The organism is Micromonospora sp. NBC_01699 (genome assembly GCF_036250065.1).
In the GTDB taxonomy this organism is placed as follows: Bacteria; Actinomycetota; Actinomycetes; order Mycobacteriales; family Micromonosporaceae; genus Micromonospora_G.
Genome location: NZ_CP109199.1, coordinates 6,166,703 through 6,191,503, shown reverse-complemented (window position 1 = coordinate 6,191,503; position 24,801 = coordinate 6,166,703). Strand labels below are relative to the sequence as shown.

At 70.9% G+C, this 24,801-nt stretch carries 17 protein-coding genes; 8 read left to right on the top strand and 9 right to left on the bottom strand.

The features are described 5' to 3' along the window. Window positions 1–179 precede the first annotated feature (179 nt). Window positions 180–1,256 carry a hypothetical protein gene (locus tag OG792_RS25100; protein ID WP_329102871.1) on the bottom strand — a complete coding sequence of 359 codons (1,077 nt, stop codon included), beginning with the start codon at window positions 1,254–1,256 and terminating at the stop codon, window positions 180–182. Next, the gene (locus OG792_RS25095; RefSeq protein WP_329102869.1) at window positions 1,253–2,050 is read right to left on the bottom strand and encodes a hypothetical protein; all 798 of its coding nucleotides are present in this window, start codon (window positions 2,048–2,050) and stop codon (window positions 1,253–1,255) included. Before OG792_RS25095 ends, OG792_RS25100 begins: the two co-directional genes overlap by 4 nt. 937 nt (window positions 2,051–2,987) lie before the next feature. Between OG792_RS25095 and OG792_RS25090 the strand changes: the two genes are divergently transcribed. Next, window positions 2,988–3,185, top strand: coding sequence for a hypothetical protein (locus OG792_RS25090; RefSeq protein ID WP_329102867.1), 198 nt, complete (start codon window positions 2,988–2,990; stop codon window positions 3,183–3,185). A gap of 100 nt (window positions 3,186–3,285) precedes the next feature. On the opposite strand, the gene OG792_RS25085 is transcribed toward OG792_RS25090, so the two are convergent. Then, window positions 3,286–3,933, bottom strand: coding sequence for a DUF1036 domain-containing protein (locus OG792_RS25085; RefSeq protein WP_329102866.1), 648 nt, complete (start codon window positions 3,931–3,933; stop codon window positions 3,286–3,288). Between the two features lie 434 nt (window positions 3,934–4,367). Then, a complete protein-coding gene (locus OG792_RS25080) occupies window positions 4,368–7,853 on the bottom strand; it encodes a family 16 glycoside hydrolase (protein ID WP_329102864.1) in 3,486 nt (1,161 codons plus the stop codon). Between the two features lie 316 nt (window positions 7,854–8,169). Between OG792_RS25080 and OG792_RS25075 the strand changes: the two genes are divergently transcribed. Continuing rightward, window positions 8,170–8,598, top strand: a complete 429-nt coding sequence (locus OG792_RS25075) for a hypothetical protein (RefSeq protein ID WP_329102862.1) — start codon at window positions 8,170–8,172, stop codon at window positions 8,596–8,598. A 6-nt stretch (window positions 8,599–8,604) separates the two neighbouring features. Next, complete coding sequence (gene eccCb / locus OG792_RS25070) at window positions 8,605–12,981, top strand: type VII secretion protein EccCb (protein WP_329102860.1); 4,377 nt, start codon at window positions 8,605–8,607, stop codon at window positions 12,979–12,981. 10 nt (window positions 12,982–12,991) lie between these two features. On the opposite strand, the gene OG792_RS25065 is transcribed toward eccCb, so the two are convergent. After that, complete coding sequence (locus OG792_RS25065; protein WP_329102858.1) at window positions 12,992–13,456, bottom strand: hypothetical protein; 465 nt, start codon at window positions 13,454–13,456, stop codon at window positions 12,992–12,994. A 115-nt stretch (window positions 13,457–13,571) separates the two neighbouring features. Here OG792_RS25065 and OG792_RS25060 point away from each other — a divergent pair, with 115 nt between their 5' ends. Beyond that, complete coding sequence (locus OG792_RS25060) at window positions 13,572–14,564, top strand: TIGR03885 family FMN-dependent LLM class oxidoreductase (RefSeq protein ID WP_329102857.1); 993 nt, start codon at window positions 13,572–13,574, stop codon at window positions 14,562–14,564. 103 nt (window positions 14,565–14,667) lie between these two features. Here OG792_RS25060 and OG792_RS25055 read toward each other — a convergent pair whose 3' ends face one another. Together OG792_RS25055 and OG792_RS25050 are read right to left on the bottom strand one after the other, a co-directional pair. Continuing rightward, a complete protein-coding gene (locus tag OG792_RS25055; protein ID WP_329102855.1) occupies window positions 14,668–15,777 on the bottom strand; it encodes a hypothetical protein in 1,110 nt (369 codons plus the stop codon). Continuing rightward, window positions 15,774–16,121, bottom strand: coding sequence for a PadR family transcriptional regulator (locus OG792_RS25050; protein ID WP_329102853.1), 348 nt, complete (start codon window positions 16,119–16,121; stop codon window positions 15,774–15,776). The genes OG792_RS25055 and OG792_RS25050 overlap by 4 nt, the downstream gene beginning before the upstream one ends. A 238-nt stretch (window positions 16,122–16,359) precedes the next feature. On the opposite strand from OG792_RS25050, the gene OG792_RS25045 reads away from it, so the two are divergent. Together OG792_RS25045 and OG792_RS25040 are read left to right on the top strand one after the other, a co-directional pair. After that, window positions 16,360–18,003, top strand: coding sequence for a lectin (locus OG792_RS25045; protein ID WP_329102851.1), 1,644 nt, complete (start codon window positions 16,360–16,362; stop codon window positions 18,001–18,003). 89 nt (window positions 18,004–18,092) lie between these two features. Next, window positions 18,093–19,211, top strand: coding sequence for a polysaccharide pyruvyl transferase family protein (locus tag OG792_RS25040; protein ID WP_329102850.1), 1,119 nt, complete (start codon window positions 18,093–18,095; stop codon window positions 19,209–19,211). Window positions 19,212–19,332: 121 nt separating this feature from the next. Here OG792_RS25040 and OG792_RS25035 read toward each other — a convergent pair whose 3' ends face one another. Further along, complete coding sequence (locus OG792_RS25035) at window positions 19,333–19,539, bottom strand: hypothetical protein (protein ID WP_329102848.1); 207 nt, start codon at window positions 19,537–19,539, stop codon at window positions 19,333–19,335. Window positions 19,540–19,630: 91 nt separating this feature from the next. After that, on the bottom strand, window positions 19,631–20,575 hold the full coding sequence (locus OG792_RS25030; protein ID WP_329102846.1) for a GNAT family N-acetyltransferase: 945 nt from the start codon (window positions 20,573–20,575) through the stop codon (window positions 19,631–19,633). A gap of 185 nt (window positions 20,576–20,760) precedes the next feature. On the opposite strand from OG792_RS25030, the gene OG792_RS25025 reads away from it, so the two are divergent. Together OG792_RS25025 and OG792_RS25020 are read left to right on the top strand one after the other, a co-directional pair. After that, on the top strand, window positions 20,761–23,844 hold the full coding sequence (locus tag OG792_RS25025) for a DEAD/DEAH box helicase (protein WP_329102844.1): 3,084 nt from the start codon (window positions 20,761–20,763) through the stop codon (window positions 23,842–23,844). Next, complete coding sequence (locus OG792_RS25020; protein ID WP_329102842.1) at window positions 23,841–24,788, top strand: SWIM zinc finger family protein; 948 nt, start codon at window positions 23,841–23,843, stop codon at window positions 24,786–24,788. Before OG792_RS25025 ends, OG792_RS25020 begins: the two co-directional genes overlap by 4 nt. Window positions 24,789–24,801 lie beyond the last annotated feature (13 nt).

Genomic DNA, 24,801 nt, shown 5'->3' with positions numbered 1-24,801 from the left:
CTCGAAGGAGTGCCCGGCGGGTCGATTCGTCGTCGTCCGAGTAATCCGGTCTTGCGGCACCGCCGCATGTGGCGGTAAGCGTTCCTCTGCCTTGGGTATTGATGGTTCAAGGTGGGCTGACGCGGCGAGCACAAGGTCAGGACGAGTCGGCCAACACGTGGCCGTTCGGGCGGCGGGCGTCACGGTACGAGCTGGAGGCGTACGTCGGTGTCGTGTGGGAGCACTATCGTGCGGCCCTGTTCGGTCCACTCGCCCGGCACCAGGTAGAGCCGGCCGTCCGCTTCGAGCAGCAGCCGGAGGCCGCCGTAGCGGTACTGGAAGGCGGGTCGGTCCGGAATGTCGACGGCCGCCGGGGATGCGGGGGCACCGGGCAACAGGGTCTCGGTCACCCCCGGCGGCGGGTCGATCAGGCGCTCCCGGGTGTCGACCCACACCTGCGGGCGGTCGGGCAGATTGAGGGCATCGTCGTACGCCCGGCCGGCGCCGTACGCCCAGGCGAAGTTGTTCGCCGCCCAGAACAGCCCGGCGACCAGCAACCCGCCGACACCGGTCAACGCGACCCGGCGGATCTGCCTCGCGGGTACGCCGCCGAACCAGTCGAGCAGGCGCAGGATCCGGCTCGGCCGTCCGGCCGGCTGCCGGCGCGACACCCGCCAACCGATCCACGCCCCGTACGCGACCAGGGCCGGGCCGAACGCCATGGTGAGCGGGGTGGTGCCGGGAAACTCGGCGCGGGACACGTTCGCCGAGAGCAGCCCGACCAGCGCCCGGCCGACGCCCAGCACGCCGACCGTTGCCATCAGGGCGGCGATCGACAGGCTGAGGGTGTCCCGCTCCGGGGCACTCAGCAGCCAGGTGATCACGCCGTGCGCGGCGGCCCCGAGGAAGAGGGCCATGAAGATCATCGCGGCGGGGAAGAAGAGCACCTCCAGCCCGTAGAGCGCCAGGTCCAGGTTGGAGAGGTTGGCCAGGTCGAGGTAGACGCCGAAATACTGCATCCTGGCGCGGGTGCCGGCGTACCCGAAGTAGAGCAGCAGTGACGTGAGCACGGTGACCGGCGCGACGAAGTTGGCGACCAGCACGACGCGTTCGGTGATCCCGCCGACCCGCTCCAGGCCGGCGTGCGCCTGCGGGGCGACGTGGGCCTGTGGGGCGGCGTGCGCCTGCGGGGCGGTATGGGCCTGCGGGGCGGCATACGCCTGCGGGGTGGCGTCGTCGGGCGGCACCGGGTCGGCGGCCCGGTCGGGGGAGGTCACGGGCCCTCGGACGACGGGGGCGATCCGGTGTCCGGCGTCGCGGGTGCGTCCTCGACCACCGTGATCGTTATCAACCTGTCTCCGTGGTTGTTCACGTCCCGGTCCTCCCAGGTCACCTCGACCGGGTTGGCCGGGGTCGGCGTGTGTCGCGTGATCAGGCTGCACGGCGTTCCCGCCTTCGACGTGCAGGTCGCCCGCAACGTCAGTTCCACCTTGCCGGTGTGTGACGCGCCGAAGCCGTCTGTGAGCGTCGGGCCGCCGGGCTTCACACCCGCCGCGATGACGCACCTCGTCCCGCCCGGTGGAAGTGTGGCGTTGAGGCACGGGGCGTATTCCAGTCCGCGGCACCGGTTGTGGTCGACGGTCATGAACGGTGGTCCGTTGACGATCCTGATATCGGTGACCCGGACGGGGATGGAGAACTGGCTGTTGTGGGTGAAGGTTTTGCAGTGCTGGTCCCGATTCCCGCCGTCGAGTTGGACCCCGCCGACGTTGATCGATTCGATCGGCGGCCGGGGCGGGGGAGGGCGCTTCGTCGTCCTGCTCGGTACCACCTGTCGGGTGGTGGTCTTGGCCGTGGACGGGGTGGCGTCCGTCGGCGCTGTGGGCTGCCCGTCCGGGGTGGACTGTTCGCTCGGCGTCGCCGAGGACGCGGCGGGCGGCGGATCGGTGGTGGTGGACAGACCCGCGGTCAGCCCGACCAGGTAGGCGGTGCCGAGGACGAAGACCAGCAGCGGCGCGGTCATGATCGTCACGGTGCGGGCCGAGGGCCTGCCGATGCGTACGCGTGCCATGTCGGGCCTCCTCCGGGCCACCCGCCTCCAGTCCAACAATGAGGCCGGCGGCGGACCCCGACAACGGCAGTGCCGACGGCTGACAGTCGCGTGGCGGTGACGGACGGTGAGAAGCGGGGAAGTGTCCGGGATCGTGGCGCGAAATCGGTTGTGGCGGATTCCGTACACCGGACGGGTCGGTCGGCGGGGGAGCGGGGTCGCCGGCGGTGACGCGGACTTGACTCCCGAGTTGCGTGCAGAATATCCCGACCGGGATCTCATTGCGCGCGGAATATTCCGTGATCTCGGTGATTTCGTACGGGTATTTTCCGCTCCGGCGAATTCATCGCCGAACGCGTGATCCCGAACGTCGGCGGATACGAGCACGGGTCGCCCGGTGCAATTTGCAGTGATCCTGCCCGTGTGGCGCTGAGCAGGTAGACCTGGTCGATCCGTCCCGCTCACGTGTCGTCGCCAAGGTTACCGTAGCGAGCGGAACGAATGTGAACGGCGAAATACTTACGATGGTAACCAAATCGAAGTACGACGAGGTGTTGGTTCATGCGGGATCACGGCTGCCCTGGTGACTAACTTAATAAGATGTGCTTCGATGTTATGGGCTACCGTCGAGCAGTGGTGGAGTTGAATGTGGGTCGGGTCGGGTCGGGTCGGACCGGGTCGGGGCGGATCGGGTCGACGGCTGTGGCTGGGTCGGGTGGTGTGGCGTCGGGGGCGGCCGGGGCTGGTCCCGGTGTGCCGGCGGTGGTGGCCCCGCCGTGGCGTACCCGCCTATCGGACCGACGGAATCGATCTCGCGATGCCGCTGGGCGCGATGGTGGTCGATCTGATACCCGAAGGACACTCACGTTGGTCCACCCGGACGGTTCCCAGGACCGTCCGCACCAGATTTGATCGACGGTAGCGCGATCGTCACTAAAAGGAGTGGAGTGTCAGGGCCATGAGCCGCAACCTGGAGCCGATCAACGCTGGCGTTATCCGTACCTCCGCCGACCTGACCTGGCAGCAACACCAGCCCGGCAGCAACCCCTGGCAACCCGGCACCTGCCGGCAGTGCACACCCGACGGCTGCCCCCAACTCACCTGGGCGACCCGGGTGCGTGCCAGCGGCCTGATGGCCGAGCGCACCGCCGGCTGACCGACCGGGAGGCGACCCTCCGGGCCGGTCCGCGACCTGCTGCACGCCGCTGGCCGCGTACGTGCAGCAGGGGATCCGAGGGTCCGTCGCGGCGGTCGCCTCAGGGGACCAGGTTCACCGTGTAGTTCTCCGCGCTGATGTCCACGCCGCGCAGGCCCAGGTGACGGTCGCCGATGCGCTGGCTCCAGATGCACGAGTCGAAGGCGAAACCGGGCGCGAACATGGTCGGGTCCGAGCCGGCCCAGAAGGCGCCGTCCGCCGCCTCGGCGAAGAAGTACGCCGTACGGACATCGGTGATGAGGACCAGGGCGGACTGCCCGGCGTCGAGGATCCACCAACCTCGGGTTCCCCACTGTCCCCAGGCGGAACAGGTGACCGGGCTGTAGTAGGCGATGACGAACTGGATCCGGGGACCGTAGTTGTTGCGGAACGACAGTCGCCGGGTCACGTTGACGCCCTGCTCCGGACGCGCCTTCGGGTCGAAGGCCGTGCTCGCCGGGGTGAGGCCGGGGGACTGGTCCACGTACAGCCCGGAGGCGGTGGCGGGTTGACCCGACCGGAGGGCGACCTCGCGGGACGGCGCGTCGCCGTACGCCCCGGTCGGGTCGGTGCGCGGGATGCCGCCGGTCGACGGGGTTCCCGCCTCGGCGGCACCCGTGCCGAGCAGGGCGCCGGCACCCAGGCCGAGCAGGGCGCCCGTACGGAGAACTGTTCGTCGGTTGATCGGTGCGTCGTCGGATCGGCTCACGATTGTCCTTCCGGTTGGCCGACGAGCCCCGGTCGGTGGTCGAACCCGCCACGGAACCCATCGGAAGGTCCGAACCTGACAATCGTCAATGTGTGTCGGGCTGTCCGAGCAGATCCCGGACGCCGGTGCCGTGCGGCGAAGTCGTCAGCCGCCTCGCACGTGATCGTCGGCTGCCCGTGCACACTGTCAACGGTGTGAGTCGTACGCCCCGGACAGCCGACGACCAACGACGCGCGCCCACTCTATCCCCTCGCCCCCGAAGCCGCCGCGACTGATGCCGCCGCGACCGGGCACGGCCGGAGCGGCACCCATGATCGTTAGGCACTGAGGCACGCTGCCGTCAGCGTGCCACGTGCCTGAGAGCCCAATGATCAAGGGAGTGGGAGGGGGTGGCGGCGCGGGGACGACGTTGGCCCCGCGCCGCTGTTCCGGCCTCAGCTCTGAGGCTCGATCCAGATGTTGCGGTAACGGACGTTGGCGCCTGCGTCGCCGTGGTCCTGGAGTTTGATCGGGCCGATCGCCGGGCTCTCGGCGGCACCGCCACCGGTCGACCCGTTGATCTCGACGTTGTTGTGCACGGTGACGCCGTTCCAGACCACGGTCACCCGGGCGTTCTCGGTCTTGGTGGCACCGTTCCAGCGGGCCGCCCGGAACGTGATCTCGTACGTCTGCCAGGTCTCCGGCGCGGTCGCCCGGTTACTGTCCGGGGCCCGCTTCTGGTAGAAACCGCCGCACTCGTTGTCGGCCGGGGTGGTGTCGCCGAACGAGTCCAGCACCTGCAACTCGTACCGGTCCTGGAGGTAGATGCCGCTGTTGCCGCGCGCCTGACCGGTCACCTCCGGCGGCAGGTTCGGGATCCAGAACTCGGCGTGCAGCTTGAAGTCGCCGAAGCTCTGCTTGGTCCGCAGGTCCCCGCCGAGCACCTCGGCCGAACCGTTCGCCACCGGCCATGTCGCCGCCGCGCCGTTGGTGTGTTCCCAGTTCGACAGGTTCGTGCCGTCGAACAGGTTGATCCGGGTCGGCGGCGGTGCGGCGGTGCCGTACGCCTCGAATTCGTAGATCCGGGCCGCGTTGTCGGTGGTGCTGGTCGGCGCGGTGATGTTCAGCCGGACGTATCGGGCCTGGACCGGGGTGATGTTGTGGGTGGTGGTCGAGGCGGTGTTGCCGGTGACCGTGGCGGCGGTTGTCCAGGTGGTGCCGTTCGTGCTGGTCGCGAGCGTGAAGTCGCGGGTGTTCCAGGCGGTGTTTTCAGCCCCGGCGCCGGCGTGCGCGACCACGAGGCGGCTCACCGTCTGGCTCTGGCCCAGGTCGACCTGGAGCCACTTCGACGCGCCCAGCGAGCACCACTTGTCGGTGCCGCCGCCGGTGACGCTGCCGTTGACCGCCTTCGTCGGGCCCTCGTCGGCGTTGCACGAGGAGTCGGCGGTCACCGGCCTGCCCAGGGCCAGGTTCGTGGCCGGCGGCGGTGCGGCGGCGCCGTACGCCTCGAATTCGTAGATCCGGGCGGTGTTGCCGGCCTGCTCGCCCGCGGTGATGTTGACCCGGACGTATCGGGCCTGGACCGGGGTGATGTTGTGGGTGGTGGTCGAGGCGGTGTTGCCGGTGACCGTGGCGACGGTCGACCACGTGGTGCCGTTCGTGCTGGTCGCGAGCGTGAAGTCGCGGGTGTTCCAGGTGGTCTGTTCGCCACCGGCCCCGGCGTGCTGCACCACCAGGCGGTTCACCGACTGGGTCTGGCCCAGGTCGACCTGGAGCCACTTGCCGGTGCCGGTCGAGCACCACTTGTCCAGCACACCGCCGGTGACGCTGCCGTTGACCGCCTTCGCCGGACCCTCGTCGGCCTTGCACGAGGAGTCGGCGGTGGCCGGCCTACCCAGCGCCAGGTTCGTCTGGGCGGTGGTGCCGGGGATGTTATTCAGGGTGTACCACGCCTCGGTGCTCCACAGCGACTGGCCGGTGTTCGAGGTGAACGGCTGGGGCGATCGGAGGTAGACCACCCGACCGGGCTGGAGACCATTGATGACCAGGGTCACCTTCTTGCCGTCCGCCGACAGGTTCGCCGACGCGACCGACAGCGTCTGGAGGTCGACCTTCGGGCCGCCGTACGCGGCGGTCGGGACGTAGCGCCACTGCTGCACCTTGTACGAGGTGGCCAGCGCCGCCGCGGTCGCCGCCGACAGGGGCTGGGTGTACTCCACCTCGAAGCCGGTGGCCGTCGCCCGCATCGCCAGCATGTCGAACGTGCTCGTCGCGTTCGGCGTCAGCTTCTGCAAGCCGTAGCTGAGCTTGCCCTCCTGGCCCCAGTTGCCGCCCGCACCCAGGCCGCCGGCGTAGATCGCGCCGTCCGGCCCCTGGGTCAGCTCGGTCACACCGGCCTCCAGACCCTGGGTCAGCCGGAACAGGGCGCCCTGGTACTCACCGTTGACCTTCTCCAGGTACGCCCGCTGAATCCCGCCGTACGTGACGTCGGAGATCAGCATCTGGCCGGCGAAGGTGCCGTTGTTCAGGTAGACCGGGGTGCTCGGCGAGTTGGCGATCTCGTTCTGCGGCATCCACAGCACCGGTGCGGTCGCCGGCCGGTTGTCGAACGGGCCGGCCGGGTTCATGTAGTGGTTGAAGAACCGGTCCTGCTTGACGTGCAACAGCTTCGACGACGGGAGCCAGCCGCCCTGGTTGTCGGTGACGAAGATGCCGCCCTCCGGACCCCAGCCGATGCCGTGCGGCGTACGCAGACCGCCCGCGACGTACGACACCGCGCCGGTGGTCCGGTTCACCTTGATGGTGGTGCCCCGGTTCGGGGCCGGCTGCGGGTCGGTGGTGTTGCCGCCCAGGTTGATCGAGACGGAGAGGTTGAGGTAGAAGAACCCGTCCTGGTAGAGCAGACCGAAGCCGAACTCGTGGAAGTTGCCGCCGAACGGCCAGGTGGCGACCGTACGGTAGTTGTCGGTCACCCCGTCGCCGTTGGTGTCGTTCAGCTCGGTCAGCCGGTGCTTCTCCGACACGTAGATCTTGCCGTCCACGATCTTGATGCCCTGCGGCTCGCGCAGCCCGCTCGCCACCCGCTGGGTGGTCACCTGGCCGGGGCCGGTGTTGCCGGTCGTGTTGCCCAGGATCCAGACCTCGCCGAGCAGGTTGTCGGTGCCGCCCCAGGTGGTGATCGCCAGCCGGCCGTCGGGGAAGAAGTCCATCCCGGTCACCTGCGGCTGGAAGCCGTTCGGGCGCAGGTTGGTCAGGTTGTAGCTCGGGTGCACACCGGTCAGCGGCAGCCCGTCGCCCGGGGTGTCGGTGCTCGCCTCACACTGCTTCTGGCCGGGGGCGGTCACCCGTACGACGCCCGAGTCGGTGCTGAGCGCCGAGTTGGGCACCAACACGTACGACGAGGCGCCCGGCGGCTGCCAGTGCAGGGTGATCTGCTGGTCGGCGCCGCGTTCGAAGTGGTCGATGCGCAGCGAGTGGTAGCCCGCGGTGAGGGTGACCGTGCCGTCCACCGGCGGGTTGGCGCCGTGCAGGCCGTCGTGGTCGATGACCACCGTGTTGTCGATGGTCAGCCGTGACCCGTCGTCGCTGTAGAGGCGGAAGTTGTACGCCCCCGGCTGGGTGATGTTGATATTGCCGATCACCTGGGTGACGAAGTTGTCGGCGATCCCGCCGAAGTCCGCGGTGGTGGTCCAGTTGATCGTCGGCATCAGCCTGTCGACGTTCGGGGTCTGCCCCGGCTTGAGTACGCAGATCTCCTCCAGCGGCACCTGTACGTCGAAGACGCGCAGTGTGACGCCGGGTTCCTGCGGCGGTACGGCGAGCGCGGAGACCGGGCCGGCGGCGCGGCTCGGGCTCGCCGTCGCGGGGGACGGCAGGGTGGCGGGCAGGAGCAGGGTGAGGGAGGCGACTGCGAGGGCATGGCGAAGCCATCGTCTGTCCATGGTGTCTCCTGGGCGTGGTGGGACGGGACGGTCCTCACGCGACGCTGTCGACGGATGGCCCGGAGACACCGACTCGGAGGCCACCCACGCCGACGATGTACTTCGCCGATACGTCACGCTGATGTTGGCGTCACAGTAATCGACCACTGTCGAAATCTCTACGTCTTTCGAGCCGATCGCCGTAACTTTTGCTCGCGGCTGCAAAAGTTTGATCGGCGTCGTCGCCGGGGGCACCGGCCGAACCGGCATACGTCACCCGAACGGACGAGCCCGACTGGTGTTGAATGTAGACGCGTACGAACCGTGGGAGGTTTCGATGTCCGAGGTCGCCGTCGCGATCGAACCGCACACACCCATCGCGGCCGAACGCCTCGACGCCCTCGCGCACGGGCTCGCCGAGGACCTCCGTACCGTCCGCGGGTTGCGGGTCGAGCCCGCCCGCTCGACCGCCGTGGGCTCCGGCAAGTCACCCCAGGTGTGGGAACTCGGCATGCTCGTGGTCAGCGGCGTCTTCTCGGCCGCCACCATCGGGGCCCTCGCCCAGGTCGCCGTCGCGTACATCGGCCGGGTCAACGCGCGGTCGGTCCGGCTGCGCAGCGGCGAGATCGAAATCGAGATCACCGGCTCGACCCGGCTCGACGACCCCGCCGTGGCCGCCCTGCTGGAACAGATCCTCCGTGCGGGTGCAGGTGCAGGTGCGGGTGCCGGGGCGGCACCGCGCGCGGTCGAGGGCGACGGCCGCTGATCCGCCATGGGACAGCGCCTCGCCCTGCTGATCGCCAACGACCGGTACACCGACGAGTCGCTGGCGGACCTCTACTCGCCCCGCGAAGAGGCCCGTGACCTGCGCAGTCTGCTGGCGGACGCCGACGTCGGCGCGTTCGACCACACCGTACTGCTGGAGAACGAGTCCAAGAGCGCGGTCGAGCGGGCGATCGAGACCATGCTGCGTACGGTCGGGCCGGAAGACCTGTTCCTGCTCTACTTCTCCGGTCACGGCATCCGCAGCGGCCGACAGGGCCGGCTCTACCTGGCGGTCGCCAACACCGAGCTCGACGCCCTGTCGTCGACGGCCATCTCCTCCGTCTTCATCCACGACCTGCTCGCCGACTCCCACACGGCCGGCTCGGTCATCCTGCTCGACTGCTGCTACAGCGGCGCCTTCGACGCCGAGGGCCTCAAGTCGACCGACGAGCAGCCCGTCGACGGGGGACTGAGCAACGGCAACGGGCGCTATGTCATCACCGCCACCAACTCCGTCGAACGGGCCGACGACGGTCGGCCGGCGACCGAGATCAGCCCCCGGCTGCGGTCCGCGTTCACCGAGACGATCATCCAGGGCCTGAGCACCGGGGCCGCCGACATCACCGGCAACGGCCGGATCACCCCGGAAGACCTCTGGCGGTACGTCCGGCTGGAACTGCCGAAGCGGGCGCCGAACCAGTCACCCTGCCAGTTCGGCCGGGCCAGCGACGAAATCCACATCGCCCTGTCCCGGGACGGCCACCACCGGCAGCGCCGCCACCGCGACCAGCGGGAGGTCCGCCTCGGCGACCTGCTCGGCCCGCTCGAACCCAGCGACGACCTACCCCTGTGCGCCACCGAGTGGCGCCGACGCGGGCTGCTCAAGGTGCCGATCGGACAGGCTCAGCGGATCGACCAACCCGCCGGTGAACCGGTCTGGCTCGACCTCGCCTCCACCGAGGGGCACCTGCTGCTCGTCGGTCGCGCCGGCACCGGCAAGACCACCCTGCTGCGCAGCATCATCGGCGGGCTCGCGCTCACCCACACCGACCGCGAGGTGGCGTTCTACTGCCTCGAATCCGGCGGCAACTGGCTCGGCCCGATGCGCCGGCTGCCACACGTACGGGCGGTGGTCGGCGACGACGAGGTCGACGAGGTCGACAAACTGCTCGGCCGGCTCGAACTCGACGTACTGCGACGCAAGCAGCTGTTCCGCGAACACGAGCTGGAATCGCCCACCAGCCTGCGCGCCAAGCGGGCCACGCTCGACTCCGGCCCGTACCCGGATGTCTTCCTGGTGGTCGATCGCTGGCAGGACTTCGCCACCCTGATCGACGACTTCACGCCGAGGGTCACCGAACTGGCCAACAAGGGCCTGGGGTACGGGATCCACGTCGCCGTGCTCGACCGGAGCTGGCGGACCATTCCCGAGGAACTGCTCGAACTGCCCCAGTCGCGGATCGAGACCCGGCTGACCCAACCGCACGAGTCACTGGTCAATCCCGACCACGCCGGCCGGCTGCCGGCCAACGTCCCCGGCTGGGCCGTCCACGGTCGGCAGACCTTCCGCATCGCCCTGCCCGACCTGAGCCTGCGCGAGGTCGACGGCGAGGCCGAGCCCGTCGACGGAGCACCGGACGGCGCGGCGGCGCTGGTGTCGACGATCGCCGAGGCATGGGCGGGCCTCGTGGTGGTCGACGGCCCGACCATGCCGAGCGGGATAGGCGCCCGCCCGCGGGAGCTCGTGCCGCCGAACAACGGTCCGGTCGACCCGGTCCCGCCACCCGACGAGGTGCTGACCGTGCTCGGGATACCGGACTACTCGGTGCTGGCCGACTTCACCGGCGACAGCACCCCGGTCGGGCCGGACTACCTGCGGGTGCCGATCGGGCTCGACGACGAGGGCGAGCCGGTGCTGCTCGACATCAAGGAGGCCGCCCAGGAAGGCGACGGGCCGCACGGCCTGGTCGTCGGGGCCACCGGCTCCGGCAAGAGCGAACTGCTCCGTACGTTGGTCGCGGCGCTGGCGATGCGGCACACGACGGAGGAGCTGAACTTCGTCCTGATCGACTACAAGGGCGGGGCCACCTTCGGCCCGCTGGGCGAGCTGCCGCACACCATCGCGCAGATCACCCACCTCGCCGAGGACCTGTCCCTGGTCGACCGGATGACCGACGTGCTGGAAAGTGAGCTACAGCGCCGGCAGCAGATGCTCCGTGCGGCCGGCCACCTGGGCAGCCGGTGGGAGTACGACCGGACCCGGCAGACCAATCCCACCCTCGCCCCGATGCCGTCCGTGCTGGTTGTCTGCGACGAGTTCTCCGAACTGCTCAGCGCCCGGCCGGAGTTCGTCGAGGTGTTCATCCGGATCGGACGGATGGGCCGCGCGCTCGGGGTGCACCTGCTGCTGGCCAGCCAACGGATCGAGGAGGGACGGCTGCGCGGGCTGGAGAACCACCTGTCGTACCGGATCGGAATGCGTACCTTCTCCTCGGCGGAGAGCCGGGCGGTGCTCGGCGTGGCCGACGCGTACGAGCTGCCGAACGCGCCCGGTCACGGCTACCTCAAGGCCAACACCGTGCTCACCCGCTTCCGGGCGGGGTACGTCTCCGGCCCGTACCAGGTCAGGACGGCGCCGACCGGGGACGACGAACCGCTCGGCCCCACCGTCCTCGACGTGGTGATCCGGCGGCTGCGCGACGCCCGGCCGCCCGCCCACCGGATCTGGCTGCCGCCGCTCGGTGACCCGCCCGGCCTCGACTCGCTCATGGAACTCGTCACCGACGCGCGACTCGGCCTGGGCGCGCTCGAACGCGAACCGCTGACCGTGCCGGTGGGCATGGTCGACCTGCCCCGCGAGCACCGGCAGGACCGGCTGCTGCTCGACCTCACCCGCCCGGCCGGCAACGTCGCCGTGGTGGGCGCGCCGCGCAGCGGCAAGAGCACCCTGGTCGCCTCGATCATTGCCGGGCTCGCCCTCACCCACACCCCCCGTGAGGTGCAGTTCTTCTGCCTCGACTTCGGTGGCGGCTCGCTGGCCAACCTGGCCGAGCTGCCCCACCTGTCCGGGCTCGCCACCCGCCGCGAACCCGAGTCCGTACGCCGTACCGTCGCCGAGGTGGAGGCGGTGATCGACGAGCGTGAGGCCCGTTTCGCCCGGTTGGGCATTGACTCGATCGGCGCGTACCGGCGGCGGCGGGTGGCCGGCGAGTTCCCGGACGACCCGTTCGGTGACCTGTTCCTCGTCGCGGACGGCTGGAGCGCCCTGCGCCAGGACTACGAGGAACTGGAACAGGCGATCGCCCTGCTCGCCGCCCGGGGGCCGGGCGTCGGGGTGCACGTCGTGCTCACCGCGGTCCGGTGGACCGAGCTCCGGCCGGCGCTGCGCGACCTGCTCGGCATCCGGCTGGAACTGCGGCTGACCGACCCGTCCGATTCGGAGATCGACCGCCGGGCCGCGCGGAGCGTGTCGGCCGGCGGCCCCGGACGCGGGCTGAGCGCCGAAAAGCTGCACTTCGTCGCCGCCGCACCCCGGATCGACGGCCGCTCCGGGGACGGTGGACTGGCCGAGGCGACCGTCGCCCTCGCCCGCCGGATCCGGGACGGTTGGCCGGGGCAACCCGCGCCGAAGGTACGGCTGCTTCCGCGTACGCTCACCGTCGCGGACCTGGCCCGGGTGGTCGACCCGGTCCGGCCGGGGCTGCCGATCGGGGTGAACGAATCCGCCCTCGCCCCGGTGTACCTCGAACCCTCGGTCGACCCGCACCTGCTCGTCTTCGGCGACGCCGAGTGCGGCAAGAGCAACCTGCTGCGGCACATCGCCCGCACCATCGCGGCGCGGTACACCCCGGCCGAGGCGCGGATCGTCATCGCCGACTACCGGCGCAGCCTGCTCCGGGCGGTCGAGGGCGAGCACCTGATCAACTACGCCTCGTCCAACCAGGCGTTCAGCGAGGTGCTGGACCAGGTCCGGAAGGTGATGCAGGAGCGGCTGCCGGCAACCGACATCACCCCGGCCCAACTCCGGGACCGGAGCTGGTGGCAGGGACCGGACCTGTACCTGCTGGTCGACGACTACGACCTGGTGGCGACCGGCGGTGGCAACCCGCTGGCGGCCCTGCTCGACCTGTTGCCGCAGGCCCGCGACATCGGCCTGCACCTGATCCTGGCCCGCCGGGTCAGCGGGGTCGCCCGAGCCCAGTACGAACCCGTCCTGCAACGGCTGCGCGAGTTGGAGAGCCCGGGGCTGCTGATGTCGGGCAATCGGGAGGAGGGGGCGGTGTTCGGCTCGGTCCGGCCGACCGTGCTGCCACCGGGCCGGGGCACACTCGTCCGCCACCGCGACGGCGTACAGGTGATCCAGACCGTGCTCGCCGAGCCCTGATCCGGCGTGATCAGCCGGCGGTGCCGTCCTCGAACCCGTCGTCGAGGCGGCCGGCCGGGGGCGGGGCCGGTTTCGGGTCGGGCTTCGTCCACAGCAGATCGACCAGCAGCGGGGTGACGGCGTAGGTCGCGACGATCAGGACGCTCGGGAGCAGCCATCCCGGCCGGACCGCCAACCGGCCGACCAGGCAGGTGAGGAGCCCGGTGCCGACCATACCCACGAACGACACCACTATCGGGTGCTCCAGCCGGGCCGCCCAGCCCACCAGCCAGCCGACGACCAGGGCGGACGGGACCCACACCAGGACGGTCGTCACGACCACCCCGGCGAGCACCGCCAACCCCTCGATCTCCGGATCGGCCGCCGCCGTCGCCATGCGCCGCTGTGCGTACGCCAGGGACAGGTGGAGCAGGACGGCGACGGTCAGGCCGACCAGGGCAGCCCGCACCGCCCGCGGCCCGATGTCTGTGTTCATCGCCGCGACCCTACGACCCGGTTCACCCGCCATCCTTCCCGTTCACCGAACCTCCACGGATCGAACCCGGAACCGCCACTGGTTTCGGGACCTCGGCTCGGTGGGCATCTGTTCGGTGACAGTCGACGACGACGGCCGGGAGGTCCTGGTGACCACGTACGGGTTCCACGCATCGCACGAGCAGTTGCCGCCGAGCGAGCTGCTGCGCCAGGTCCAGGCCGCCGAGCAGGCCGGATTCAGCCGGGCGATGTGCTCGGACCACTTCGCCCCGTTCGGTCCCGAGCAGGGCGAGTCCGGGTTCGCGTGGTCCTGGCTCGGTGCCGCGCTGGCCACCACCGACCTGCCGTTCGGCGTGGTCAACGCGCCGGGACAGCGCTACCACCCGGCGATCGTCGCCCAGGCCGCCGCCACCCTGGCCGAGATGTTCCCGGACCGCTTCTGGATGGCGGTCGGCAGCGGCGAACTGGTCAACGAGCACATCACCGGGGAACGCTGGCCGGCCAAGGACGAGCGCAACGCCCGGCTGCTCGAATCGGTGCAGGTGATGCGGGCGCTGTTCGCCGGGGAGATGGTCAGCCACCGGGGTCTGGTCACCGTCGACCGGGCGAAACTCTGGACCCGCCCGGCGTCACCGCCGCCGATCTTCGGTGCGGCGGTCAGCCCGGAGACCGCCCGCTGGGTCGGCTCCTGGGCCGACGGCCTGATCACCGTCAACCGGCCGGTGGACCAGCTCCGGCCGGTCATCGAGGCGTACCGCGAGGGTGGCGGCGCGGGCAAGCCGATCAAGTTGCAGGTGCACCTGTGCTGGGACCGGGACGAGGAGAAGGCACTGCGGATAGCGCACGAGCAGTGGCGTACCGGGATCCTCGGCAGTGACGTGGCCTGGGATCTGGCCATGCCGGCCGAGTTCGCCCGAGCCACCGCGTACGTCCGCCCCGACGACATGCGCGAGCACGTGCTGATCTCAAACGACCCCGCCCGCCACACCCAGTGGCTACACGAGTACGCCGACCTGGGTTTCGACGAAATCTACCTACACCACGTAGGCCAGCACCAACAAGACTTCCTAGACACCTTCGCCACCCAAATCCTCCCCACCCTCACCTAACCTCCACCCCAAGATCCCCACTAATACAGAGAATGAGTGGTAATCGCGCGTCGGATTGGCACTCATTCTCGGTATTAGTGCGCGCCCCTGAGCGCGCGGGGGTTTAGGGGGTGGGGGATTTGCGGTCGGCGGTGCGGCCTAGGGCGACCATTCGCAGGGTCTGTTCGCGTCGGCGGAGTAGGAGGAGTGCTATCGCGAACGTCAGCAGCGGGACGGTGGCGAGTGCCGCCCACTGGGCCGGCACCAGGTAGATCGGGTGGCCCATGTTCATGTTGGACACCGCCCACCCGTCCAGGGTCTGGTTGACCAGCATCACCAGTGTGACGACCGGCGCGGACAGGACAGCGATGCGGCGCCGTACGGGTCCGTCGACGGTGGCCACCGCGATCAGTACGGTTAGCCCGGCGGCCAGGAGTAACGCGAGGTAGAACAGGACCTGACCGGTGGAGCCGCCGACCAGTTCGAGTTCGCGCCGGGCGATCTTGTTGTCGTGCAGCGGGAACACGTGGTAGGGCGAACCGTCAGTGGCTAGCTGGCTGCTGGCGAGCCGGTTCACCAGGAAGACCGCCACGATGGCGGCCAGGGCGAAGATGATCGTCAGCAGCCGGCGGGTGCCGAGCACCGCGAGTGCTCGGCGTCGCGGCGCCGGTACGGTGAGCGCGATGGCGGCGACCAGCCCCAGTACGAGCTGCCACAGGCCGCTGACCACGGGAACCGGGTCGGTGCTGTACTGCGCCGGGAACAGGGCGATTTCGACGACCAGCGCCGCCCAGCCAAGCGCGACCGCCGGCCGGGGGAGTCCGGCCAGCACGGCCACGCAGACCGCCGCCCAGACGCCGATCGGCAGCCAGTCGAGCGCTTCGACCCCGTCGCCGGAGCCGAACGGGTACGCCATCGGTCCCCGGTCCAGTTCCATCTTCGACACCAGGGCGTGGCCGTTCAGGGCGAGCAGGGTGAGCGCGGCCAGCAGACCGGTGACCGCCGCCGCGTCGTGCCAGGCTCGGTCGGCGAGCCCGCGCGCGGTCCAGCCGAGCCGGGTCCGGAGTCCGGCGAGGACCAGGTTGGTCATGTCACCGATGTCCGGGTGCCGCTGGTCGGGCCGGGCGTCCTCCAGCAGTACGCCAAGCATCTCCTCCTCGTAGCGGCGGCGGTGTTCCCAGGGGTAGACGGTGAGCAGTCGGCGGTAGCGGCTCTCCAGGTCCCGGCCGGTCATCCGATGCCTCCCTCGGCGAGCAGGTCACGACGGCGCAGCCGGCTGCCGGCCGTGTTCGCGTTGTGCCGCAGGCGGGCGGCTTCCTCGGCGAGCCGTTGCGCGCCGAGGGCGGTGAGGCGGTAGTAGCGGCGCAGTCGGGATTGCACCACCTCCTCTCGGTCGACCTCGATCAGGCCCTCGGTACGGAGCCGGTCGAGTACGGCGTAGAGGGTCCCGGCGCGCAGTTTCACCCGGCCGTCGGAGATGTGTAGGACCTCCCCGATGACGCCGTAGCCGTGCTGGGGTGTCTCGGCCAGGGCGGTGAGGATCAGGAACGTCGGTTCCGTGAGTGGTGGGCTACTCATGCCAGCAGCATATACCCGGCGACGGTATATGCACGCCGACGACCGCATCGAGTCGTCATGGTTCCGATGTCAGGGGAGCGCGAAGAGTGAAGTAACTTCAAATTTGCCTTAACTGCGGCTTTTTGGTGTTGATGCACCCAGCAGCCGTTATTAGGTTTCCCCTGCGATGGCTTATCGCGTTTGTCGCGGTCGATCCGCATCCGCTGGCGGGTCACAGCGGATGATCCGAGGGAGTTCCATGGGTATCTCACGACGGTCGGTCCTTGCCTCCGCGCTGGCCGGAACCGGCCTCGGGGCATCGGCGTACCTGGCCGGACCGGCGTCGGCGGCCAGTGGTCCCGGTGATGTTGTCGGCAAGATCACTGTTGGTTACCAGGGCTGGTTCGCGTGCGCCGGGGACGGGGCACCGATCAACGGCTGGTGGCACTGGAGCGAGAACTGGTCGCAGGCGCCGTCGCCGAGCAACAACGTGATCAAGGGCTGGCCGGACATGCGCGAGTACACCAACGTGTACCGGACCGCGTACCCGAACTTCGGCAACGGACAGCCGGCGACCCTGTTCTCCTCGTACGACCAGCAGACCGTCGACACCCACTTCAAGTGGATGCAACAGTACGGCTGCGACACCGCCGCCCTGCAACGCTTCAACCCGAACAGCTCCGAGGGGCCGACCCGCGACGCCATGGCGGCCAGGGTCCGCAGCGCGGCGGAGCGCACCGGGCGCAAGTTCTACATCATGTACGACGTCACGAACTGGACGAACATGCAGTCGGAGATCAAGGCCGACTGGACCGGCAAGATGTCCGTCCACACCGGATCGTCGGCGTACGCCCGGCAGAACGGCAAGCCCGTCGTCTGCGTCTGGGGCTTCGGCTTCAACGACTCGGGCCGCCCGTTCGGCCCGGCGGCCTGCCTCGACGTGGTCAACTGGTTCAAGGCCCAGGGCTGCTACGTCATCGGCGGGGTGCCGACCCACTGGCGTTCCGGCAACGAGGACTCCCGCCCCGGCTTCGGCGACGTCTACCGCGCCTTCCACATGCTCTCGCCGTGGATGGTCGGCCGGATCGGCAACACCGCCGACTCGGACCGGTTCTACGAGAACGTGAACCGGGCCGACCAGGCCGACTGCGACGCGAACGGGATCGACTACCAGCCGTGCGTACTCCCCGGCGACCTGGTCGAGGGCCAGCGGGCGCACGGCGACTTCATGTGGCGGCAGTTCTACAACATGGTCCGGGTCGGCGCCCAGGGCATCTACATCTCCATGTTCGACGAGTACGGCGAGGGCAACCACATCGCCAAGAACGCCGAGAACGCCTCGATGGTGCCGGCCGGGATCACCATGCCCTCGCTGGACGAGGACGGGACCGTGTGCTCCTCCGACTACTACCTGCGGCTCACCGCCGACGGTGGCCGGATGCTCAAGAAGCAGTTGGCGCTGACCGCCACCCGCCCCACCCAGCCGGTGCTCGGCGGCCCGGTCGTCGGCACCGGGATCGCCCTGCGGTCGCGCGCCAACAACCTCTTCGTCTCGGCCGGCGTCGGCGGCACCTCGGTCCTGACCGCGAACGCGTCCAGCACCGGCGCGACCGAACAGTTCGAGCGGGTGGACCTCGGTGGCGGTGCCATCGCCCTGCGCTGTCGGGCCAACGGCATGCTGGTCAGCGCCGAGGACGCGGGAAACGGTCCGCTGGTGGCGAACCGGACGGCGGCGGGGCCGTGGGAGGCGTTCACCCTGGTGCAGAACCCGAACGGCACGGTCAGCCTGCTCGCCCGGGTCAACAACAGCTACGTCTGCGCCGAGAACGCCGGAGCCGGGGCACTGGTCGCCAACCGGGTCGCCATCGGCGGCTGGGAGCAGTTCGACCTGGTCACCGTCTGACCCGATCCGGACGGGGCGGGACCGCACCCGAAAGGCATGGGTTCGGCCGGAACGGGTAGGCCGAAGTCCGGCACGAGGGGTGGGTGGAGATGCCGCAAGGTGACGGACCGACCATCGGCGTGATCGGATCGTACGGCGGCCGCAACCTCGGCGACGAGGCGATTCTGACCGGCATCCTGGCCGACCTGCGCGGGGCCCGTCCGGAGGCGAGGATCATCGTCTTCTCCCGCAACCCCGAGCACACCCGGCGCGCCCATCCCGGCGTCGAGGCGGCGGCCTGGGACGGGATCCGCCGGGCCGACTCGGCGAGCACGGTCGCCCGCCTCGACCTGCTGATCCTCGGCGGTGGCGGGATCCTGTACGACAGCGAGGCCCGCCGTTACCTACGGTTGGTCCTGGCCGCCCAGGAGCGGGGACTGCCGGTTTTCACGTACGCGGTGGGTGCCGGCCCGTTGACCGACGCGGTCGACTGCTCGATGGTGCAGCAGAGCCTCGACGCGGCGGCCGAGGTGACCGTACGCGACGACGAGTCGCAGTTGGTGCTGGAGGACATCGGGGTGACCAAGCCGATCACGGTCACCGCCGACCCGGCCTTCCTGCTCGAACCGGAGGAGTTCCCGGTCGACTGGCTGCGCCGGGAGGGCGTACGCCCCGGGCGGCGGCTGGTCGGCATGAGCGTACGCGAGCCGGGGCGGGCCGCGTCCCGGCTGGACGTGGACGGCTACCACCGGCTGCTGGCCCAGATCGGCGACTTCCTGGTCCGGCGGCTGGAGGCGAACGTGCTGTTCGTGCCGATGGAGCGGGACGACATCAAGCACTCGCACGGGGTGCTGTCGCACATGACCGCCCCGGACCGGGGCCGGATCCTCAACGGCGACTACACGCCCCGGCAACTGCTCGGCCTGATGGCGCATTTCGACATGGCCGTCGGGATGCGGCTGCACTTCCTGATTTTCGCCGCCATGTCCGGGGTGCCGTTCCTGCCGTTGCCGTACGCGGGCAAGGTGTTCGACTTCGCCCAGCGGATCGGCGTACCGGCGCTGAGCGGGTTGGCCCGCGAGGTGGAGGGGCCGCTGCTGGCCGAGGTCGACCAGCTCTGGGACGAGCGGGAGGCGCGGGCCGAGGACACCGCCCGCCGGGTCGACGAGGTACGCGAACAGGCCCGGATCACCAGCCGGCTCGTCACCCCGCTGCTCAACCGTCTCTGAACCGTCCTCCGCTCGACCGGCGAGGCGAGACCGACTGACGGGGCGGGGCCAACTGACGGGGCGAGGCCGACTGACGGGGCGAGGCCGACTGACGGGGCGAGACCGACGGGCGGGAGCGGGTTCAGGTTGCGGGGCCGCGCCAGCGGTAAACCCAGGGTGGGCCGTCGTCGCGCACCGACTCCAGCTCGTACATCTGCGCGTGGGCCAGACCGCCCTCGCCGAGATGCGGGTGAACCAGCGGTGGGCGGCCGTGCGCGTCCAGTTCGACGGTGACCACCCCACCGTCGGCCACCCCGCCGACCAGAGGCACCTGCGCCGTCGCTCCCATGCCACCATCTAACCGCCGGTCGGGAGCGACCGCAGCGGATCGGCCCGTCCGGCACCCGCACCCCGCCCGACCCGGGGGAAAGACGCCGGACTCAGCCGGTCAGGTCACGGATCCAGCGCACCTCGGTCGCGCACTGCCGGTAGCCGAACCACCTGTTGATCGCGAGCATCGGTTCGTTGCCGCTGTCGTTGTTGGTGAACGCCTCGGTGTAGCCGGCCGCCGCCGCCCGGTGCAGCGAGGCGGACTTCGCCAGCTTCGCCAACCCCCGCCCCCGGTACGCCCGCCGGGTGCCGGCCATCCCGGACATGTAGCGGGTCTGCCCGTCGGTCACCGCGAGGCTGAACGAGGCCACGACGCCGTCCACGGTCACCACCGAGGTGAGCTCCGGGTCGTGTTCCGGGTGGCTCCAGAACTGGCTATGCCACAGCTCGTAGCTGATCGGCGCGGCGTCCATGTCGTCCGGCTCGTCGGCCGTCGCCTCGTTGTCGGCCGCCCAGAGGTTCCGCAGCAGGTCGTCGCCGAGGCTGGCGCCGGTGCGTACCTCGGCGCCGGGCGGGCGGGACGGCATCGCCGGCAGCCAGCCGTTCCCGAGCTCTAGCCGCTGGAAGTGGCCCGACCGGCCGCGCCGGTAGCCGTTACGTTCGGCGAATCCGATCGACCGCTCGTCATCCAGCGACCAGCAGAGGATGGCGCGGGCGTCGAGGCCGGTCACGTACGCCTCACCGGCCGCCAGCAGGGCGCGGCCGGCGCCCCGACCGCGCCGGTCCGGGTGTACGTAGATGTTCAGGTACGCCTGGCCTGGCTCGCTGCTGTCGTAGTAGATCCCGGTCCGGGCGCAGCCGAGCAGGTGCCCATCCGCCTCGGCCAGCAGCAGCCGGTGGTGCTGGGCGGCGGGGGCGTGCTCCACCTGCCAGCGCAGCACCCGTGGCGTCACCACGAGGTACGGCAGCACGGCGCGCAGCACCGCCCCGGCGGCCTCGGCATCGGCGGCGGCGGTCGGGGCGTCCGGCCGGAACTCGCGAATGGTGACGGTCATGTCCTCGCACGGTACGGACCGACCGGGCGAGCCGCCCGTCAATTTCCGACGACGCCCGGCGTGCGGGGCGGAGAGGCGAATTACACCGGACCGGCCGTCCGTCGGGGTGGGTCCACCGGCTGACTAGCCTGGGGTGTTAGGAAGGGACCCTTCCACTATCGGCGACGACGAGAAGGGGTCCTTGCGTGCGGGTGATCCACGGGCTGTGGCTGCGCGGTGGGCGGCTGGCGCTCTGGGGAGAGGACTCGACCCTGGTCGCGCCGGTGGCGCGGCGGCCGGGGCGGGCCCCACGGGAACGCCCGCATCCGTTCGCCGCCGGTCACGCCGCGCTGGCCGAGGTGCTGGACGAGGTGGCGGCGAAGGCCGCGACCAGCACCGCGCTGCTCACCCTGCCGACCCGTGCCGGCGTCCCGCTCGACTCGCCGGAACTGGTCCGGGCGGACGGCGCCGAGCCGGTTCGCGGGAACCTCACCCTGGCCGGTTGGCGGGTGCCGACCCTGGAGTACGACGCCGACCACGCCCTGCCGGTGCTGCTCGCCCTCGCCGACGACCCGACGGTGGTCCGGGGCGGCACCCTGCGGCTGGTCGAGGAACTGGCCGGCTTCGCCGCCGACCTGGTCGACCGGGGGCGCACCCTGCCCGGCGTGGTCACCGGACGACGGGAAAGCGGGGGTACGGCCACCGCCGTCTGGCGCCCGCTGCTCACCGGTGCCGACGCGGGCCGGGTACGGGCCCTGGCGATGGCGCTGCCGCCGGCGGCTCGGGCGGCCGAACCGGCCCTCTCCGTCGCCGCGCTGGTCGCCGACGCCCTGGACGCGCTCACCGACGCCGCCGTCCGGACCGCGCTGGAGGGGGTGCGCCTGATCGACTCCCGGGCCACCGGCGTCTCGGTGGGCGTACGGGCCTGGTTGCGGGCGCTGACCGGGCGGCAGCGCGGGTTCACGATCGCCCCGGACGCGCTCGGCGACCTCGTCGACGGGCTCGCCGACTGGCAGCGCGACGCCGCCGGCAGCCCGGTACGCGCCTGCTTCCGGCTGGTCGAGCCCCCGCCGCCGCCGGAGGAGTTCGATGCCGAGCCGGCCGACGGGGTCGGGATCGAGGTGGACGCAGGCGGCGGCTGGCGGGTCGAGTTCGCGCTCCAGTCGGCCGAGGAGCCGAGCCTGGTCGTCGGCGCGGACCGGATCTGGCAGGCCCGGGGCGGCCTGCGGGCGCTCGCCCGGCATCTCGACGCGCCGCAGGAGACGCTGCTGGCGGAGTTGGGCCGGGCCAGCCGGCTCTGGCCGGAGCTGACCGACGCGCTGCGTACGGCCGCGCCGGACGGGTTGGAGTTGGACACCGAGGGGGCGCACCGGTTCCTGCGCGACGGGGCGCCGGTGCTGCACGCCGCCGGCTTCGGGGTGCTGCTGCCGTCCTGGTGGTCGCGGCCGAGTGCCCGGCTCGGGGCCAGGTTGCAGGCGAAGAGTCGGACCGCACCGGGCACCGTGGCGTCGCGCAGCTCGCTCGGCCTGGACGCGCTGGTCGACTACAAATGGGAGCTGGCCCTCGGCGACCAGGCGCTGTCCGCACGGGAACTGCGGGACCTGGCCAAGCTCAAGACCCCGCTGGTCCGGCTGCGCGGGCAGTGGGTCGAGCTGGACGCCCGCCGGCTGGCCGCCGGACTGAAGCTGCTCCGGGACGGCGGCGAGCTGACCGTCGTCGACCTGCTGCGGCTGGGCCTGGAGAGCGCCGACGAGCCGAACGCGCTGCCGGTGCTGGCGGTCGGCGCCGACGGGCCGCTCGGTGACCTGCTCGCCGGGCAGGCCGAGCGGCAGCTGACCCCGCGCGACGAGCCGGCCGGGTTCCGGGGCACGCTGCGGCCGTACCAGAAGCGGGGGTTGGCCTGGTTGGCGTTCCTCCAGTCGCTCGGCCTGGGCGGGGTGCTCGCCGACGACATGGGGCTGGGCAAGACGGTGCAGTTGCTGGCGTTGCTCGCCGGGGACGAGCCCGACGACGGGCCGACGCTGCTGGTCTGTCCGATGTCGCTGGTCGGCAACTGGCAGCGGGAGGCGGCGAAGTTCGCGCCGGAGCTGCGCGTACACGTGCATCACGGCGCCGAGCGGGCGCGCGGCGGGACGTTCGCGACGGCCGTGCGGGACGCGGACCTGGTTCTCACCACCTATTCGGTGGCGGCGCGGGACGCGGTGGAGCTGGCCGAGGTCGACTGGCACCGGCTGGTGGTGGACGAGGCGCAGGCGATCAAGAACGCGGCGACCCGGCAGGCCGCCGCGGTCCGCGCGCTGCCCGCCCGGCACCGGATAGCGGTCACCGGTACGCCGGTGGAGAACCGCCTCGCCGACCTGTGGTCGATCATGGAGTTCGCCAATCCGGGCCTGCTCGGCACCGCCTCGGCGTTCCGCAAGCGGTACGCGGTGCCGATCGAGCGGCACGGCGACGACGACGCGGCGCAGCGGTTGCGCCGGATCACCGGCCCGTTCGTGCTCCGCCGCACCAAGACCGACAGGTCGATCATCTCCGACCTGCCGGAGAAGCTGGAGATGGAGGTGCTCTGCAACCTCACCGCCGAACAGGGCTCGCTCTACCAGGCCGTGGTCGACGACATGATGGCCAAGATCGAGTCCAGTACGGGCATCGAGCGGCACGGCCTGGTGCTGGCCACCATGACCAAGCTCAAACAGGTCTGCAACCATCCGGCGCAACTGCTGCGCGACGGCTCGGCGCTGACCGGCCGGTCGGGCAAGCTCGCCCGGCTGGAGGAGATCGTGGACGAGGTGCTGGCGGCGGGGGAGAAGGCACTGCTGTTCACCCAGTACGCCGAGTTCGGCAACATGCTCCGGGCGCAGCTCTCGGCCCGGCTCGGCCGTGAGGTGCTCTACCTGCACGGCGGCGTCGCCAAGGCCGAGCGGGACGCGCTGGTGACCCGGTTCCAGTCCGACGGCGGCCCATCGCTGTTCATCCTGTCGATCAAGGCCGGTGGCACCGGGCTGACCCTGACCGCCGCCAACCACGTGGTGCACGTGGACCGCTGGTGGAACCCGGCGGTCGAGGACCAGGCCACCGACCGGGCGTTCCGGATCGGCCAGCGCCGCGCGGTGCAGGTACGCAAGTTCGTCTGCGCCGGCACCGTCGAGGAGAAGATCGCCGCGATGATCAACGAGAAGCGCGGGCTGGCCGCGAAGATCGTCGGCACCGGCGAGCAGTGGGTGACCGAGCTGTCCACCTCGGAACTGCGCGGACTGTTCGCGCTGGAGGCCGGGGCGGTGGCCGAGTGAGCGAGCAGGGCGGCGGATCCGGACGGTTCGCCGACTACGGGCGCCCCCGCAAGGTCGACGGCGGGCTGCGCGCGCGTACGGCCCGGGGGTCGATCGGCGCGTCCTGGTGGTCCCGCCAGTTCGTCGACGTACTGGAGTCGTTCGCGCTCGGGACCCGGCTCACCCGTGGCCGGGCGTACGCCCGCGCGGGTCAGGTGCTGTCGCTGGAGGTGACGCCGGGGCTGGTGACGGCGGCGGTGCAGGGCTCCCGGCCGAAGCCGTACCGGGTGACGGTCGGTCTGCACCCGTACGCCGGGGCGGTCTGGGGCCGGATCGAGACGGTGCTCGCCGGTCAGGCGCTGTTCAGCGCCCAACTGCTGGCCGGGGATCTGCCGCCGGAGCTGGAACGGGTGTTCGCCGAGGCGGACGCCCCGCTCTTCCCGGCCGCCATCGGCGACCTGGCGATGCGCTGCAACTGTCCGGATTTCGCCGTGCCGTGCAAGCACCTCGCGGCCACGTTCTACCTGCTCGCCGAGGCGTTCGACGCGGACCCGTTCCAACTGCTGCACTGGCGCGGCAGGACCCGTGAGGAACTGCTCGACCGGCTGCGGGAACTGCGCGCCGGACTGCCGGGCACCGCCGACCGGACGGCCGACGAGGCGCCGGAGGCGTACCCGGTCGCTGCGCCGGCCGAGCCGCTGCCCGGTCTCGGGTCACCGGCCGGTGCGGTGCCGGTGGCCGGTGCCGGGCTGGCCCTGGCCGACCTGCCCGACGTGCCGCTGGCCGCCGTGGTCGACCGCTACTGGCAGCAACCGGTGCCGCTGCCGGACCCGGTGCCGATCCTGGCCACCGAACCCGACCTGCTGCTGCGCCAGCTCGGCGCACCCGGTGCCCCGATCGGCGGCCCCGGCCTGGTCGAACGGCTCCGGCGGGCGTACGACCGGTTCGGCCGACCGCAACGCTGATCACCGGTGCGGT

Excerpts from the sequence above, each read along its gene's own strand:
- OG792_RS25095 (WP_329102869.1), bottom strand. The coding sequence starts at position 2,050 with ATGGCACGCGTACGCATCGGCAGGCCCTCGGCCCGCACCGTGACGATC.
- OG792_RS25090 (WP_329102867.1), top strand. The coding sequence starts at position 2,988 with ATGAGCCGCAACCTGGAGCCGATCAACGCTGGCGTTATCCGTACCTCC.
- OG792_RS25080 (WP_329102864.1), bottom strand. The coding sequence starts at position 7,853 with ATGGACAGACGATGGCTTCGCCATGCCCTCGCAGTCGCCTCCCTCACC.
- OG792_RS25075 (WP_329102862.1), top strand. The coding sequence starts at position 8,170 with ATGTCCGAGGTCGCCGTCGCGATCGAACCGCACACACCCATCGCGGCC.
- eccCb (WP_329102860.1), top strand. The coding sequence starts at position 8,605 with ATGGGACAGCGCCTCGCCCTGCTGATCGCCAACGACCGGTACACCGAC.
- OG792_RS25065 (WP_329102858.1), bottom strand. The coding sequence starts at position 13,456 with ATGAACACAGACATCGGGCCGCGGGCGGTGCGGGCTGCCCTGGTCGGC.
- OG792_RS25055 (WP_329102855.1), bottom strand. The coding sequence starts at position 15,777 with ATGACCGGCCGGGACCTGGAGAGCCGCTACCGCCGACTGCTCACCGTC.
- OG792_RS25050 (WP_329102853.1), bottom strand. The coding sequence starts at position 16,121 with ATGAGTAGCCCACCACTCACGGAACCGACGTTCCTGATCCTCACCGCC.
- OG792_RS25045 (WP_329102851.1), top strand. The coding sequence starts at position 16,360 with ATGGGTATCTCACGACGGTCGGTCCTTGCCTCCGCGCTGGCCGGAACC.
- OG792_RS25040 (WP_329102850.1), top strand. The coding sequence starts at position 18,093 with ATGCCGCAAGGTGACGGACCGACCATCGGCGTGATCGGATCGTACGGC.
- OG792_RS25035 (WP_329102848.1), bottom strand. The coding sequence starts at position 19,539 with ATGGGAGCGACGGCGCAGGTGCCTCTGGTCGGCGGGGTGGCCGACGGT.
- OG792_RS25030 (WP_329102846.1), bottom strand. The coding sequence starts at position 20,575 with ATGACCGTCACCATTCGCGAGTTCCGGCCGGACGCCCCGACCGCCGCC.